The sequence below is a fragment of the Pontibacter sp. GD13 genome (genome assembly GCF_058216355.1).
The window spans coordinates 110,451-125,363 of sequence record NZ_JBYZMQ010000011.1 but is presented as its reverse complement, the minus strand read 5'-3'; the positions used below and the strand labels follow the sequence as shown (position 1 = coordinate 125,363).

Sequence of the window (14,913 nt, the reverse complement as noted above, 5' to 3'; positions counted from 1 at the left end):
TATGAATTGATGTGGCTGGAAGATTACAGTAAGTTAAATACTGAAATGCCTTTTTTAAGTTGTTCCAGCTTGGGTTTGATGGCCGGATCGAGCAGATAGCGCGGTTTAAGGGGCACCGGGCGGAGCACCTTGCGGTAGATCAGCTCCTGCACGATCGGGATGTAGTCCTGCCTTATTTTGCCGATCAGCAGCGGCTCCAGCTCATGGCCCTGTTGCAGGTACTCGAGCAGGTGCACCAGGCCCCGCAGGTACACGGCGTCTTTGGTAAGCCCGCCGCCGCGGTGTACCCGCATGGTAATGTCCCAGGCGGTTTGGTCTTTAAAATGGTAATCCTCTTTCAGGCGCCGGTAATTGTCTGAAAAGCAGCAGCCTTTGGTCAGGTGCGCCACGGCCACCACGCGGGCCGCCAGGATGCGCATCCGGGCATGGTCCAGGCCACCCACCAGCCATTCGCTCAGCACGGCCAGCCCTTCCTGCAGCTCCTCGTAGCCGGGGCTGCCCACATACAGCTGGTGCAGGGGCTGGGCTTTTCCGTTAAAGTATGTCAGGATGTGCGTGCCGACCTCGTGCTGGATCAGCGCTTCGGCCCGGTGGCGCGGAATCTGGGCGTCTGCGCCCACGTTCAGCCGGCCCTTCGATACAATCAAACCCACTACATCCTCCCTGATGTCCACGCCCGAGTCTACGCCGGGGTGCTGCTCTTTCAGAAAGGCGATCTCCTGCTCGGCCAGGGCGGCGAACTCCTCTACGGGTATAAGCGGGACGTCTTTGTGCTGGGATGGTTCGGGTATGGCGGATAATATGCCCTCCGCCACTTTCAGCAGCTGATCGTCTACGCCGCCATACAGTTGCATGCTGCTGTACAGGAAATTGGGGGTGTTGCGGTCTGCCAGCATGGTCAGCATTTTGTCCAGCTCGTGGCGCTTGTCCCGGAAAAGGTAGGCCAGGGTGGGGTCATCCACCTTCTCGATAGAAACGTTGTAGAGCTTGCGTTTCAGCTGGTCCGCGTCAACGGGCATCAGGCGGTAGTGGAAGGTAGGGGCGGTGCTATATTTGCTTTTCCGGAACTCCTCCCAGGCCTCCTTGTTGTTAACGGGTGTTACCAGCAGCAGAAAGCGAAACTGGTCGCTGACGCTGGTCAGTTGCTTGTCGATGCGCCACACCACCTGGTTCACCGCCTGCCGGCCAAGGGCCTGAAAGTGAACCGGCTTGTGGGTGGTTTGTACCTGCACAAAATCAAACACCGCTTTTTTGATCGCGTTCGCCAGTTTGCCGCGCAGGGTTCGCAACAGCAAAGGGTAAACCTTGCCCGTAGCGGTGTTTTTATAAACCGGTTTTAGCTGCAGCCCCAACGTAAGGATACTGAACTTTTTGAGGTCCTCTTCGCCCATCAGGCAGTGGGGCTCCTGCAGCAGCGAATGGTTGGAGGCTGTTTTAACAGTGGTTCGGATGCCACTCAGCTTAATGCACTCCAGCTCCTGTGTAAGTACTTTTAAGGTGCCGGGAAGCTGGGCCTCGGGGCCCAGTACCGTGAACAGGGGCGCATCCGGTTCTGGTGCTTCCATGAGTTCGATGAGCATAAAAGCCCCGAACTTATCGGCCATGGCCTTGGCAATCTCCTGCACCAGGCTGCGCAGTTCCTCTGTCTGCCCCTGGTTAGAGATGATGTAGGCCGCGTTAGCCTTTACAAAATCAGCAGTGGCGTGGTCGGGCTGGTCGGCCGGGTGGCGGTAAAGCACCAGGAAGGGCAGGGGCCTGTCGATGTACACCAGCCCGCCGTCGGGCAGGCGCCGGTGCACCTGTGAGCCGCGTTTCAGGCTGCGCACGATCTTTTTAATGAAACTGTCGGTGATGTGCTCGATCATAAGGCTGTTTTTATTCCTGGCATACTTTAGCAAGGGCCTCTAGTACAGGGCGTGTGGTTTGCGCCAGCGCTTCTCTGATCTCCTGCAACTGTTCCTCGTCGGGTTCGCCTGTCCATTCGTCCATAAAGAATTTTTTGAACTCGATGCTCAGCACGCAGGCGCTGTCGCCGAAAGTGTCATGTATCCAGCGCATAAAGTATCCGCCTTTAAACTTCACGTTCTCCCGCACATCCAGGTGACGGCCCTGGTAATCGTACGCCGACAGGGTGTTTACGAGTGCATCCACCACCGGGGCCCATCGGGTGCGGTTCATGTTGCCGGTTCCGATGTTTACCTCCGGGTTCTGCGCTGGGTCGGCGGCTGGCCCGGCTGCCCCCTCGCGTTTGTGGTTGTAGGTATGCAGGTCGAACACCACAAAGCAGCCGTGCTTTTGCTGTATCGCGGCAAGCAGCTGCTTTACATCGGCATAAAAGGCATCGTACCTTGACATTGACTCCTGCGCCAGCTCCTCGGGCAGCTCATCCTGCCAAACGTCCAGGCCCCAGGCATCTTCGGGTAAGCGGTAAATGGCTTTGTCGGGCGGGCGGTTCAGGTCCATCTCAAAGCGGGAGTTGTGCCCAATGATCTGGTTGTCTGCAATACTCACCCATTGGTCTGTAAAGGGGTCTTCTTCGCGCAGGCGCTCTTCGGCGGCCAGGGCGAACAGGTTGCTGATATTCTCCCGTACCTGGTGGCCGCTGTGGATGGCTGTGGCTACCAGGGGGCTGTTGCCTTGCTTAAGTGTATAAAAGGCGTTGTCTGTTTTTGTCTGTTTCATAGCATTTTGTTTGCTTAGAATGTACCCTTTTCAGCTGCTGAAGGTTATCTTGCCACTGTGTGCCTGGTATTTTGCAAGCAAGTGCGAAAGGAAGTATGGCGCATGAACATGCCCAGCAGGAGTGCCGTAAATATTTAATGAGAAGGGCAGGAAGGGCATAGGGAGTACTACCCGAAAGCGTTAACACACGTAGGTGAAACTGTAGAACCAAACTATTTTGCCAAAATCCCACTACCCTATAACCTGCCGCGCCTGTGGCGCAGGTTTACCTGCAGGCAGTGAACGCTGCCCGAACTGCGGGGAAGCTGTGGCACAGGGTAAATGGAGCTGGTTCAAAAACCTGAATGCCGTGGAGATTTTCTTGCTGATACTCGGAAGTATGATACTATTGATAGGACTTGTTGCAATTTAACACTAGGGACTGGTGAGGTTATCAGGTGTAGCAACATTTAATTCTAAATTACTGATTAACAGGTTTGTAATTTTAGTATTATACAATAACTTTAGGGTTACGTAACCCCCTTGTTACAGCGGAAGTATAGGTATTCTACAAGAATAGTTTTACTGAAAGGACAAAAGAGCATGTTAAAAAGCTACAGGCATTTATTTTTAGGTTTAGCTGTATTCCTGCTTGCTGCTTTTATGCAGCAACTGCGTGTTCATCATTTTGAGTTTAACCTGCTCATGTCGCTTCTGCTTCTTTACGCCGTGGGTGTGGTAGCTGGATTATTGATTTTTAGTGTCTCAAAAGAGCAGGTGTACAACTAACTCTTAGCTCTAGGTTCTACGAGTCCCTTTTTTTGCGGCTTGTTTAAAAACGGCCATACGCTGCTACCCCTCTGATCTTATTATATTCGCTGTTGGTCTGTTCCTTTAGCTACCCGGGCTGATGCAGGTTTTACGCCATCCCATCTTTTTAATTTGCTTGTCGCTTTTTTGCTTGAACCAGGCTTTGGAGCAGAGCCATACCTTTATCTGGCCCTTCTACGCATACCTCGACGACCTGCTGTGCCTGCCAATCACGCTCTCCATCATACTAGCCGCTGAGCAGGCTTATTTTCAAAATTCACGCTTCGTATTGCCCATGCATTACATACTGCTGGCTTTGGCCTGCTTCGCGGTTGTGTTTGAAGGCCTGCTTCCCCTTATCACAAAGCAGCATACCGCCGATACCCTGGACCTGGTCGCCTATGCGGTGGGTGCAGGCATCTTTCACTTCGGAATCAACAGAGCAGGAGCACGCACGGGCAACTAACGCACGGCGTTACCACCATCCACGCTATATTTAAACTTTTACAGAAAATTTTAGCTACCTAAGCAACCTTTTCGGTTGGGCTGCATCTTTAGTTCGAATGCAGGTTAAGAAGATGCCTACTGCCTCTAAAAAAAGTGTAAAAACCAGATCCCATGAAAATCATAAAATTCTACGCTACATCATTTGCCATATTAACTATGGCTCTCCTGCTTGCTGACCTGCCCGTGATGGCACAGCACCTGAAAGGAAACGGCAACGTGCAGTCGCAAACCCGGAACGTGTCGGGCTTTAAAGGGATAGACGTTAGTGGCGGTTTTACGGTAGAGATAACCCAGGGCAATACAGAAAGCCTGCGCCTGGAGGCTGAGGAGAATCTGCTGGATAACATTAAAACAGAGGTAAAAAACGGTGTGTTGCACATCTACAACAACAAAAGCCTGAGCACCTCTAAAAGCATGAAGGCTTATATCACCATAAAAGAATTGACTAGCCTGGATATTAGCGGCGGAGTAAGGGTGACGGGAAACTCTACGTTCAAAAGCAATGCACTGGCCCTGGACATGAGCGGAGGTTCGAGAGTAACCCTTGCCGTTGACACCAAGCAGCTGAAGGCCGATATGAGCGGAGCCAGCAAGGTAGAGCTATCGGGAAAGGCGGATGATGTTAGGCTGGAAATGTCTGGTGCCTCTAACGTAAATGCAGCCGAATTAGAGGCAAAGCATGTAAAGGTAGGGGCCAGCGGTGCCAGCAAAGTGAAAGTTTACGCCAAAGAGTCGCTTGCCATCGATGCCTCCGGTGCATCGGCAGTTTATTACAAAGGCACACCCAGCATAACCTCAGAGACATCGGCAGCAGCCAGAATTTCAAAGCTATAAAGTGAATACAATTTTCCTTGGAAAAGCAGCCTTAACATAAGGCTGCTTTTTTGCTTTGCTGCATATGGCAGGTACTTTCTTGAAAACCATACGTTTTTTATAAACAGGACGGCCGGTACAAATGTGCACCGGCCGTCCTGTTTATTGTATAGAAGCCCACCAGCTAGCGCACCGGCGCAGGCAACACCGGCAAGCTGGCGTGCCCCTCCGCATCCACTGACTGCACGGCAAAGAAATAATTGTCTTTGGAGTAAGGCAGTGTGGCCTTGGTATCTTTCACGAAAAATTTGCGTTCCCAATTCGGGCTGTTGGTTTCGCGCATGAGCACATAATACCCGGCTGGCTTCTGGCCTTTGGCAGGCGCATCCCACTTCAGGTCGGTTTTGTTGGTCAGGTTAGAGGTGATAACGCCTACCTTATCCGGAGCGGCAGGAGCCCAGCCCAGGCTTGCCATCGTGGCCAGGTTTACACCTGCGTTCTTTTTCAGGTACTCAAAATCCATGAACTCAGGCAGGTCGCCGTACTGTTTGTTGTCTTCCTTGCGCACATCCTGGTGCTGGTGGTCAAAGTCCTCGTTCATCTCGCTCATGCGTACTGCGGTATAGCCCTCCAGGTTGAAAGGGGTATGGTCGCCGCCGCGCAGGAAACGATCCGCGCGGTGCACCAGAATCACGTCAAGCTGGTCTACATACTTCTCGCCAACCATTTCCATGTAGCGGGCCAGGTTGCGGCTGGGGCTGTCGCTCTCCGAGCCCAGGGTGCGACGTAAACGGGCCTGCTCCTCAGTTTCGTTGGATGGGGTACCTTCGCTGAAAATGCGTACCCGCGAGTTGTCGTGGATGCCGGTCTCGGCAGCGTAAGAGTTGCCCACGATGTCGTTGTTCTGCATGGCGATCAGGTTCCAACCCTCTTTTTTCACGCGCTCTGCCAGGTGTTTTGAGCCGTACAGCCCTTGTTCCTCGCCCTGAAAAGCGACGAACACCAAAGTGGCCGGGAATTTCTTCGGGGCCATCACGCGCGCCATTTCCATTACCATGGCAACGCCGGAGGCATCGTCATTGGCTCCGGGGGCCTTGCTTTTGGCATCCATCACATCGGTGGCGCGGGAATCGAGGTGCCCTCCTACAATGATCACACGGTCATCGTTGGGGTCTGTGCCTTTTAAAACAGCCATCACGTTGGCCATTTCCACATCTGCAGGAATGCGGCGTCCGTCAGCTTTCACGACAAACCGGTCCATTTCTACTTTCATGCGCCCATCAGAGGCCTGGGCATACTTCTCAAATTCAGACTTTACCCATTCCCGGGCTGCGCCAATGCCTTCTTTCTTGCTGGTAGTCGTGCTCATGGTATGGCGTGTGCCGAAGCTGACCATCTTGCGCACCAGTTCCTCCAGGTTTTTGGCAGAGATCTGGTTGACCATCTGCTTGATCTCATCGTCCTGGCGAACCACTTCCTGGGCCAGGCTTACAGGAATAGTCATAAAATATGCACCTGCCAGCAGGGTCAATGCGAGCAGTCGGGTAAGGCTAGTTTTAAAATTCATAAGGTAGTTTAGGTGGTTGTGTATGGTCTAAAGTTAAACAAGAATTGGCAGAAATCATTGAGCAGTATCTGCAACAGGCCTGGAAACGCCCCGGGAGCAACAAATTCTCGCGGTTAATGAGAGTCCCTGCGGTGTCAGAATGCCATTTTGCAGCGTTCGTCCTGTAGCAGGTAAAGTTCCTCGTCCACGCTCAGGATGCTCTTGGTATTAAAAAACTCCATCTGGTAGCGGCGGGAGAACTCTTTGCGTTTGATGGCCTCCAGAAAGCGCCGGGCATCCTCCCTGGACTCCAGTATCAGTCCGGGTACCTGGGTAGGCTGCTCCTGCTCGTTTTTAGCCACCATGGTAAAGTAGGAGGTGTTCGTGTGTTTCACCACACCTGTTTTTATGTTTTCGGCCTCTACTTTTATACCCACCATCAAAGAGGTATTGCCCACATAGTTGACGGATGCCCTTAAAGACACCAGTTCACCTACCTCCACTGCCTGCAAAAAGTTAACACCATCCACGGATACCGTAACACAGTAGTTGCCGGCGTGCTTGGCAGCGCAGGCATAGGCTACCTTATCCATCAGGGAGAGCAGGATGCCCCCGTGTATCTTACCGCCAAAGTTGGCATAGCTCGGAATCATGAGCTCGGTAAGGGTTGTTTGGGAATAGGAAACGGGTCGGAAGGCGGGTTGGGTCATGGTTTACGCGGTGTTTTAGGGAAGTATAACAAACTATACTTTAACAAGCGGCTGCCAGTTGCACTTACAGAAAGATCACGTCTTTCACCACCTCGCTGCCTGCTTCTGTGTTTAAGAGCTCGATCACTTTGGTTTTAGACATATTCAGTTCGTGCTTAAGCGGGGCGGAGGTAAGGCGCACAAACAATTTGCCATCCTTAAAGTAGAGTTGTTGGGTTTTAAGGGCGATAGGTTTGCCCATAATTTTTTCCCAGTTCTGTACCAGTTGCACCTCGCCCAGTTTTCCATCTAGCCTGTAAACTTTCATCAACGCCTTAAGGCTGTCTCCGATCGGCTGGATGTCCGCTTTCCTTCTGTCAATCTCTTCTTTCTTCTTGTAGTAGCGCACGGGTTGTAATGTTTAATTTTGAATGTGTGAATAGATAATATCTAGCTAACGAGTTGTACATAAGGTGAGCGAGGCGCTATAGTCTTAATGTATTAGGTGTATTATGGCTAATTCAGAAATTCCTTCATTTGATGAGGCAAAGGATAGTTGCCTGTGATTCGCCTCATCAAAATTATTTCGCCAATGTGAAATGATAAGTGAATAGATAAATCTTGGGCAATCTTCAATTTCCTATGTAACTCAAGGTCTTTCAAATCAAACTTTGATATTTGCTCTATAATAAGTTCAAGCTGGTTATGAAATTTTGCTAGAGTTTTGTCTAATCTTTCTTGGCTGTCACATTGCTCCTCTTCAGTCCATGTCATTTGCTCGTTTATTTCAACTTTTTTTTCAGTATCATATAGCTGAGTAAGTTGATAATCTTGCCAAACAATCAAATGATTTAAGATTTGCCAAATTGTTTTTGGGGCATTTGGCAAATTACGCCCGGTTTCCTGTATAGTTAGATTGTAAAATACCTTAAAAGTTTCAAAGGAATCTAAAAACAGCTCTTCGAATTGATTTTCTTTCATTTTTTAAATTCCCTCTAACTAGCAGATAGTGTAAAGTCAACTATTAATTTTATCAATCAACACTTACCCAATCACCTTCACCACCCCATCCTTCACATCAAATCTACGGATACTTTCTGAGAGGCCTTCCAGTATTTTATCGGTTCTATCTAAATGGGTGTCAGTTAAAAAGATCTGCCCGAAAGTATGGGCTGCCACCATTTGCATGAGTTTAGTGATGCGTTTCTCGTCTAGCCGGTCAAAGATGTCGTCGAGCAGCAAGAGCGGCTTGTGCTGGTGGCGTTCAGCCATTACCTCGAAGTGGGCCAGCTTCAGGGCTATCACGTAGCTCTTTTGCTGTCCCTGCGAGCCAAAGCTTTTTACGGGGTTGCCGTCCATCAAAAACACAAGGTCGTCTTTGTGCGGCCCCACCGTGGTGCGTTGCAGCGCCAGGTCTTTGCGCTCGGCCTGGTGCAGTAGCTGGGCAAAATCGGAACCGGATAACTGGCTTTTGTAGGTTAGGGTAACCGCCTCGCTGCTGTCGGAAATATGGCGGTAATGCTTCTGAAAAACCGGCACAAACGCTTCCAGGAACTTTTCCCGCTCGCTTGCCAGCTGCACCCCGAAGGGCACCAGCTGCTCGTTTAGGATGTGCAGGTAATCTTTATCGAAATAGCGGCGCTCGGCAAACTGCTTTAACAGGGAGTTGCGTTGCTTCAGGATGTAGTTGTACTGGATGAGCTGCTCCAGGTAAGGGTGGTTGAGCTGCGAGATAAGGCTGTCGAAGTACTTACGGCGCTCCTCGCTGCCCTCCCGGATCAGGTCGGTATCGTAGGGCGAGATGAGCACGACCGGAAACTGGCCAATGTGGTCGCTGATCTTCTCATAAAGCACCTTGTTGTGCGTCACGGTTTTCTTCTGGCCCTGTTTCATACTAACCTGCACCGTATGTTTGGCGCTCTCTACCAAAAAGCGGCCCTTCACTATAAAAAATTCCTCCCCCTGCTTAATGCTTTGAGATTCGGTGCCCGGGAAAGCGCTTTTTGTCATGGAGAGGTAGTGGATGGCATCCAGCAGATTTGTTTTACCGCTGCCGTTGTCGCCGATAAAGCAATTGATATGCTCCGTGAAGGCCAGGGAGGCCTCTTCGTAGTTTTTGAAGAATAGTAAACTAAGATTTTCGAGAAGCATTTTTTCTACTTTGAATTCTTTTTCCTTAATTTCGCAAGCTAAACCCGTTAGGGGCTTGACAGCCCGCAGGTTCAGGTGTTTTTTGCCTGGGCACTCAGCGGATAAAACCAGATTAGATATTTACCATGGCTGATACGAAAGAAAAGGCAAAAGCGAAGTCGGCGAAAGCAAAGGTACAGGCTGCACCAACGTTTTCAAAGGAAACATACATGGAGTGGTTTGAGTCGATGAAGCTCATGCGCCGTTTCGAGGAGAAAGCTGGACAGTTATACGGGCAGCAGAAAATAAAGGGCTTCTGCCACCTCTACATCGGTCAGGAGGCATGTGTGGCGGGTGCTGTTTCGGCGCTGGAAAAAGGGGATAAGTGGATCACCGCTTACCGCGACCACGCACATCCCTTGGCGCTGGGTACAGACCCGGGCGCTGTAATGGCGGAATTGTTTGCCAAGGCCACAGGCTGCTCGAAGGGCAAGGGCGGCTCGATGCACATTTTCGATAAGGAAGTAGGTTTTGTGGGCGGCCACGGTATTGTGGGTGGCCAGGTGCCGCTTGGCGCTGGGCTTGCCTTTGCCGAGAAGTACAACAAAACCGGTAAACTGTGCATCTGCTACATGGGCGACGGAGCCGTGCGCCAGGGTGCTTTCCACGAGGCCCTGAACATGGCCATGACCTGGAAGCTGCCGGTGATCTTCGTGATCGAGAACAACGGGTACGCCATGGGCACCTCGGTGCAGCGTACGTCTAACGTGCAGGAGCTTTATACTTTGGGTGAGAGCTACGACATTCCGTCGGAGCCTGTAGATGCCATGGAAGTGGAGAAAGTGCATGAGGCCGTGGCCAGAGCCGCTGAGCGTGCCCGTGCAGGCGAGGGGCCAACCCTGCTCGAGTTCCGGACTTACCGCTACAAGGGCCACTCCATGTCAGACCCGGCCAAGTACAGAACCAAGGAGGAGCTGGAAGATTACAAAGGCCGTGACTCCATAGAAGCCGTAAAAGCCACGATCCTGAAAAATAAGTGGGCAACGGAAGAGGAACTGGAGGAGATCGACAACAACATTAAGCAGCGGGTTGCCGAGGCGGTTGAATTCGCCGAAGATTCGCCTTACCCGGAGGCGTCTGAGCTCTACACGGATATTTACGTGGAGTCAGATTACCCCTATATCATGGACTAGATTCGTTAAAAAATTAATAATCAGGAATTAAAAATCAGGAATTAAAAATCAGGAATAGCATGTTGTCTTGTTAATAAGATTGGTGCAATTCATTTTTAATTTTTACTTTTGAATTTATAATTCAACTTAAATCAATGGCTAAAGAAACAGTTAAGAAGCACAGCGAGTTTGAGGAGCTGGTAGAGAATCCGGATGCGTTAGCAGATCGCTTGTCGCATTCTGAGGATTTTGTGAAGAAAAATAAATCAGCTTTACTCGGTGTGTTTGCAGCTATCGCAGCAATTGTTGTGGCTGGTTTCTTGTACTACAATTACCGCACTTCCCAGAACCAGGAGGCGCAGAACGCCATGTTTCAGGCGGTTTATTACTTCGAGGCCGATTCGTTGGGCAAAGCCCTGAACGGCGACGGACAGTACCTGGGCCTGCTGGCTATTGCGGATGAGTATGATGGCACCGACGCAGGTAACCTGGCGGATTTTTATGCAGGGGTTGCTTTGCTGAAGCAAGGCCAGTTCGCTGAGGCCGCTGAGCACCTGGAGGATTTTGAGTCTGATGACTACCTGTTGCAGGCGCGCGCCTACAGCCTGACAGGCGACGCCTTGTTGGAGCAGTCTAAGAATAAAGAAGCTGCCGACATGTACATGAAGGCGGCAAACCATAACGCTAATGAGTACTTCTCTCCGCAATATCTCATGAAAGCCGGTATCGCGTATGAGGCAGACAATAACTTTGCCGCAGCCGCAGAGGCCTACGATAAAATCATCACTGATTTTGTGGCGGCAACCGAAGTTTCGGAAGCCAAGAAGTATAAGGCCCGTGCCGAAATGCTGGCAGGAGACAAAAAATAAAGTATAAAGCAGTAAACTTCAGGGAAAGCGCTTTTGTCTTGTAAAACAGGCAGAAGCGCTTTTTATTTCAATAAACTGTACAATCGATTTTAACGCTTATCTATTCAATTATCAGCATTTATACACATGGCTAGCGCACTTAAAAACCTGAACGAGTATAAAAAGGATACTTTCAAAGACATGTCTGAGAAAACTTTTGGCATTGCAGTGGCTGAGTGGCATGATGAGATTACCAGCGTACTATGCCAAGGGGCAGTAGACACCCTACTGAAGCACGGCGCCCTGAAAGAGAATATCTTTATCAACACCGTGCCCGGCAGCTTCGAGCTTACGTTAGGGGCGCAGTTCCTGGCTTTGCACGAAGAGATCGATGCCGTTATATGCCTGGGGGTCGTGATTAAAGGCGATACCAAGCACGATGATTACATCAACCACGCAGTGGCTAACGGCCTGACCAATGTATCGCTAAAATTTAACAAGCCGGTGGCCTTTGGCCTGGTTACCACCAACAACCTGGAGCAGGCCCTTGACAGGGCGGGGGGAAAGCATGGCAACAAAGGCGTGGAAGCGGCGGCGGCAGTAATTGGCATGCTCAGCTTCTGATAAAACCAGCACGTTTCTTGTTCTAAAGCTCGGGGGAAGTGATGGCTAATATTAATAAAATATATTCTTTATATTAATTTTACCCATCACTTAGCTTATTATAATGATAAGTCTTATTTTTGCACAAATTTAGTGAAAACGCTATATAACAGCCCTTTGTAGGTTGAATTAATTATTATATAGCGTTGTTTATACTTTAAGGCTTTAAATGTGCTTAATTATCTTTTTGAGCATCTTTTTATAAAAGTTAACCGAGGAGTTAGAACCCGATTACAGGTTTAAGATATACAGTTCTAAAATAGTAGAATGAATACAAACGAAGAAAGACAGCGCTACTCGCGCGAAGATTTAGCAGAGTTTGAGGCTATCATTCAGGAGAAATTGACGAATGCGCGCAAAGAGGTCACTTTTATCAAGGAGACCCTGAGCCGCCGCAATGATTCCGGAACGGATAACACAGCATCTCCTACCAAAGTGTTGGAAGATGGGGCCGACACTGCTGAAAAGGAAAGCCTGAACCAGCTGGCCTCCCGCCAGATGAAGTTCATGCAGCAGCTAGAAAACGCCTTGATTCGTATTAAAAACGGCACCTATGGCGTTTGTATCGTAACAGGCAAGCTTATCCCAAAAGAGCGGCTGCGTGCGGTACCCCATACACAACATTCTATTGAAGCCAAACTACAGCGTAACGATTAGTATTTTTACCTCTTGAATATTCTGCAAAACCATATCCAGGCACTTGTTTTTTGTGCCCAGTCGCCGATCAGCATCGAAGAGATTCAGCGTTGCCTACAAGAGTCGATGGGGATGGAACAGGTGTTGGTAAGCGATGTGCTGGAAGCAGTAGAAAGCATTAACGAGCAGCTGGCCACAGGAAACTTTGCCTTTCAGATCTATGCTATCGGGGGAGGCTACCAGTTCCTGACCAGGCCAGACTATCAGCAAACGGTTAGTACCTACCTCAAGCAGAAATCAAAGAAAAAGTTGTCAGCGTCTGCATTGGAGACGCTGGCAATTATTGCCTATAAGCAGCCGGTTACCAGGTCAGAGATAGAGCAGATCCGGGGCGTTGGATGTGACTACGCCATTCATAAACTACTGGAAAAAGAACTTATCGAGCTCAGAGGCAAAGCCGAGAGCATTGGGCGCCCTGTGCTGTACGGCACCTCTCCTAAATTCATGGATTACTTCGGTATCAACCATATAAAGGACCTCCCGCAACTTAAAGACTTCGTAACGGAAGAGAACATGATCGGCGAATCTGCCGGCTAATTGGTTCAGCACGCCCTTTTTGAACCAATACGATTTAATTTCAATTATTACTGCACACACTTACAATACAGTAGCGATACTGCATTATTTAATTTAATACCATGGCAACAGAAAATCAAAGACCCGCCCGGGATAACGGGGGTAGCGAAGGCGCTGACAGAAAACACACTGACAGACCAAACAATGACCGCGAAGGAAAGAAAATCTTTAACAGAAGAGATAAGGATGACCGCTCGGGCGATAACAGAGGCGAGCGCCGCTCCTTTAACACCGACCGAAGATCAGACGATAGAAGAGACAACCGCAGCGCAGGTGGCGAACGCCGCGCATACGGAGATAGAAAAGAAGGCGGAGAACGCCGCTCGTTCAACAACGACCGCCCCGACCGAAGGGACGACCGCCGTGGAGGAGACCGCAGGGAAGGGGGGGAGAGGAGATTTTCTGAAGGCGACCGCGGCAAACGTTTTGACCGGGAAGGGGGCGAACGCCGCTCCTTTGGCAACGACAGACGCGAGGGTGGCGAAAGACGATCTTTCAATTCTGATCGTCCTGAGAGGAGAGACGATAGAAGAGACAGTGGCGAGAGGCGATCTTTTGGCAACGACCGACCACGCCGTGAGGAGGGCGAAAGAAAATCGTATGGCGCAGACAGGCGAGAAGGTGACGAGCGCCGCTCGTTTAACAGCGACCGGCCGGAGCGCAGAGATGACCGCCGTGGCGAGCGTAACGAAGGCGGCGAACGCCGCTCGTTCGGAAGCGACAGACGCGAGGGCGGCGAGCGCCGCCCGTATGACAAGGATAGAAAGGATGGCGGTGAAAGACGCTCATTCAACGCAGATAGGCCACGCCGCGATGAAGGTGACCGAAAACCGTATGGCACAGACAGGCGCGAAGGTGGCGAAAGACGTGCCTACGATATAGACCGTCAGAAGCGCGAAGAAGGCGGCGAGCGCCGCAGTTTCGATGGCGATAAGAAGCCAAGAGAAAACCGTGAGGAGAGACTGGGCAAGCAGGCCCCAGGCCACGGCCGCAACAAACATGCAGCCGACAGGCAGGATGCCCCAACCTATAACCTGAGCCGTTACAAAGACAACCCGCGTATCAAAAAATCGGTTCGCGAGGCCGAGGATGATGGCACCGTGCGCCTGAACCGTTACATCGCCAATTCAGGAGTTTGCTCCCGACGTGAGGCGGATGTGTTGATAGAGTCTGGCGAAATAAAGGTGAACGGCGAGGTGATAACCGAAATGGGTTACAAAGTGCAGCCCACTGACAACGTGCAGTATGGTAAAAAAATGCTGAACCGTGAGAAAATGGTTTATGTGCTCCTGAACAAACCCAAGGATTTCATTACCACGACCGATGATCCGGAAGGACGCAAGACCGTGATGAGTTTGGTGGCGAATGCCTCGAAAGAGCGTATTTTCCCGGTTGGGCGCCTGGACCGTAACACGACGGGCCTCCTGCTGTTCACAAACGATGGTGAGTTAGCGCATAAGCTGACGCACCCTTCCAACGCGATCAAGAAGATATACCAGGTGGAGTTGGACAAGCCCATCACCAAGGCTGATTTCCAGAAGATAGCAGAAGGCATTGAGCTGGAGGATGGCAAAGTGGAAGTGGACGACATCGCCATACTTGGGGAGTCGAACCAGTTCCTGGGCGTAGAGATACATGTAGGCCGCAACCGCATTGTGCGCCGCGTGTTTGAGCACCTGGGCTACGAGGTGGTTACCCTGGACAGGGTGCAGTATGCCAGCCTGACCAAGAAGGATGTTCCACGCGGAAACTGGCGCTTTCTGTCAGAAAAAGAAGTAATCAGGCTGAAATACTTTATGTAG

16 protein-coding genes are annotated in these 14,913 nt (G+C 50.6%); 9 read left to right on the top strand and 7 right to left on the bottom strand.

Annotated features, from left to right (window positions below; translation table 11 throughout):
- Window positions 1–23 precede the first annotated feature (23 nt).
- Complete coding sequence (locus AC4BAN_RS14770; protein ID WP_490565180.1) at window positions 24–1,865, bottom strand: peptidase MATCAP family protein; 1,842 nt, start codon at window positions 1,863–1,865, stop codon at window positions 24–26.
- A gap of 10 nt (window positions 1,866–1,875) precedes the next feature.
- Window positions 1,876–2,682: an N-formylglutamate amidohydrolase gene (locus AC4BAN_RS14765; RefSeq protein WP_490565179.1), complete on the bottom strand. Its 807-nt coding sequence runs from the start codon at window positions 2,680–2,682 to the stop codon at window positions 1,876–1,878.
- 582 nt (window positions 2,683–3,264) lie between these two features.
- Here AC4BAN_RS14765 and AC4BAN_RS14760 point away from each other — a divergent pair.
- The 3 genes from AC4BAN_RS14760 (at window position 3,265) to AC4BAN_RS14750 (ending at window position 4,812) form a co-directional block, all read left to right on the top strand.
- Window positions 3,265–3,450 (top strand): hypothetical protein, encoded by a 186-nt coding sequence (locus tag AC4BAN_RS14760; RefSeq protein ID WP_490565178.1) that lies wholly within the window; start codon window positions 3,265–3,267, stop codon window positions 3,448–3,450.
- Window positions 3,451–3,634: 184 nt separating this feature from the next.
- A complete protein-coding gene (locus AC4BAN_RS14755; RefSeq protein ID WP_490565177.1) occupies window positions 3,635–3,937 on the top strand; it encodes a hypothetical protein in 303 nt (100 codons plus the stop codon).
- A gap of 152 nt (window positions 3,938–4,089) precedes the next feature.
- Complete coding sequence (locus tag AC4BAN_RS14750; protein WP_490565176.1) at window positions 4,090–4,812, top strand: head GIN domain-containing protein; 723 nt, start codon at window positions 4,090–4,092, stop codon at window positions 4,810–4,812.
- Window positions 4,813–4,975: 163 nt separating this feature from the next.
- Here AC4BAN_RS14750 and AC4BAN_RS14745 read toward each other — a convergent pair whose 3' ends face one another.
- The 5 genes from AC4BAN_RS14745 to recF form a co-directional block, all read right to left on the bottom strand.
- Window positions 4,976–6,358: a M28 family metallopeptidase gene (locus tag AC4BAN_RS14745; RefSeq protein ID WP_490565175.1), complete on the bottom strand. Its 1,383-nt coding sequence runs from the start codon at window positions 6,356–6,358 to the stop codon at window positions 4,976–4,978.
- 134 nt (window positions 6,359–6,492) lie between these two features.
- Window positions 6,493–7,047, bottom strand: coding sequence for an acyl-CoA thioesterase (locus AC4BAN_RS14740; RefSeq protein WP_490565174.1), 555 nt, complete (start codon window positions 7,045–7,047; stop codon window positions 6,493–6,495).
- A 64-nt stretch (window positions 7,048–7,111) separates the two neighbouring features.
- Entirely contained in the window at window positions 7,112–7,435 is a 324-nt protein-coding gene (locus tag AC4BAN_RS14735; RefSeq protein ID WP_490565173.1) for a DciA family protein, read from the bottom strand.
- Between the two features lie 107 nt (window positions 7,436–7,542).
- Window positions 7,543–8,007: a hypothetical protein gene (locus AC4BAN_RS14730; protein WP_490565172.1), complete on the bottom strand. Its 465-nt coding sequence runs from the start codon at window positions 8,005–8,007 to the stop codon at window positions 7,543–7,545.
- 63 nt (window positions 8,008–8,070) lie between these two features.
- Complete coding sequence (gene recF, locus AC4BAN_RS14725; protein WP_490565171.1) at window positions 8,071–9,177, bottom strand: DNA replication/repair protein RecF; 1,107 nt, start codon at window positions 9,175–9,177, stop codon at window positions 8,071–8,073.
- Between the two features lie 125 nt (window positions 9,178–9,302).
- On the opposite strand from recF, the gene pdhA reads away from it, so the two are divergent.
- From pdhA to AC4BAN_RS14695, 6 genes are all read left to right on the top strand, one after another.
- Window positions 9,303–10,349 carry a pyruvate dehydrogenase (acetyl-transferring) E1 component subunit alpha gene (pdhA, locus tag AC4BAN_RS14720; RefSeq protein ID WP_490565170.1) on the top strand — a complete coding sequence of 349 codons (1,047 nt, stop codon included), beginning with the start codon at window positions 9,303–9,305 and terminating at the stop codon, window positions 10,347–10,349.
- Between the two features lie 134 nt (window positions 10,350–10,483).
- Window positions 10,484–11,197 (top strand): tetratricopeptide repeat protein, encoded by a 714-nt coding sequence (locus AC4BAN_RS14715; RefSeq protein ID WP_490565169.1) that lies wholly within the window; start codon window positions 10,484–10,486, stop codon window positions 11,195–11,197.
- A gap of 126 nt (window positions 11,198–11,323) precedes the next feature.
- Window positions 11,324–11,800, top strand: coding sequence for a 6,7-dimethyl-8-ribityllumazine synthase (ribH, locus tag AC4BAN_RS14710; RefSeq protein ID WP_490565168.1), 477 nt, complete (start codon window positions 11,324–11,326; stop codon window positions 11,798–11,800).
- A 306-nt stretch (window positions 11,801–12,106) separates the two neighbouring features.
- Window positions 12,107–12,496, top strand: coding sequence for a TraR/DksA family transcriptional regulator (locus AC4BAN_RS14705; protein WP_490565167.1), 390 nt, complete (start codon window positions 12,107–12,109; stop codon window positions 12,494–12,496).
- A 12-nt stretch (window positions 12,497–12,508) separates the two neighbouring features.
- Window positions 12,509–13,072, top strand: coding sequence for an SMC-Scp complex subunit ScpB (gene scpB / locus AC4BAN_RS14700; RefSeq protein WP_490565166.1), 564 nt, complete (start codon window positions 12,509–12,511; stop codon window positions 13,070–13,072).
- A gap of 101 nt (window positions 13,073–13,173) precedes the next feature.
- On the top strand, window positions 13,174–14,913 hold the full coding sequence (locus tag AC4BAN_RS14695) for a pseudouridine synthase (RefSeq protein WP_490565165.1): 1,740 nt from the start codon (window positions 13,174–13,176) through the stop codon (window positions 14,911–14,913).

Coding starts and splice junctions, on each gene's coding strand:
- AC4BAN_RS14760 (WP_490565178.1), top strand. CDS start 3,265: ATGTTAAAAAGCTACAGGCATTTATTTTTAGGTTTAGCTGTATTCCTG.
- AC4BAN_RS14750 (WP_490565176.1), top strand. CDS start 4,090: ATGAAAATCATAAAATTCTACGCTACATCATTTGCCATATTAACTATG.
- AC4BAN_RS14765 (WP_490565179.1), bottom strand. CDS start 2,682: ATGAAACAGACAAAAACAGACAACGCCTTTTATACACTTAAGCAAGGC.
- pdhA (WP_490565170.1), top strand. CDS start 9,303: ATGGCTGATACGAAAGAAAAGGCAAAAGCGAAGTCGGCGAAAGCAAAG.
- AC4BAN_RS14715 (WP_490565169.1), top strand. CDS start 10,484: ATGGCTAAAGAAACAGTTAAGAAGCACAGCGAGTTTGAGGAGCTGGTA.
- AC4BAN_RS14770 (WP_490565180.1), bottom strand. CDS start 1,865: ATGATCGAGCACATCACCGACAGTTTCATTAAAAAGATCGTGCGCAGC.
- AC4BAN_RS14745 (WP_490565175.1), bottom strand. CDS start 6,358: ATGAATTTTAAAACTAGCCTTACCCGACTGCTCGCATTGACCCTGCTG.
- AC4BAN_RS14730 (WP_490565172.1), bottom strand. CDS start 8,007: ATGAAAGAAAATCAATTCGAAGAGCTGTTTTTAGATTCCTTTGAAACT.
- AC4BAN_RS14740 (WP_490565174.1), bottom strand. CDS start 7,047: ATGACCCAACCCGCCTTCCGACCCGTTTCCTATTCCCAAACAACCCTT.
- recF (WP_490565171.1), bottom strand. CDS start 9,177: ATGCTTCTCGAAAATCTTAGTTTACTATTCTTCAAAAACTACGAAGAG.
- ribH (WP_490565168.1), top strand. CDS start 11,324: ATGGCTAGCGCACTTAAAAACCTGAACGAGTATAAAAAGGATACTTTC.
- AC4BAN_RS14695 (WP_490565165.1), top strand. CDS start 13,174: ATGGCAACAGAAAATCAAAGACCCGCCCGGGATAACGGGGGTAGCGAA.
- AC4BAN_RS14705 (WP_490565167.1), top strand. CDS start 12,107: ATGAATACAAACGAAGAAAGACAGCGCTACTCGCGCGAAGATTTAGCA.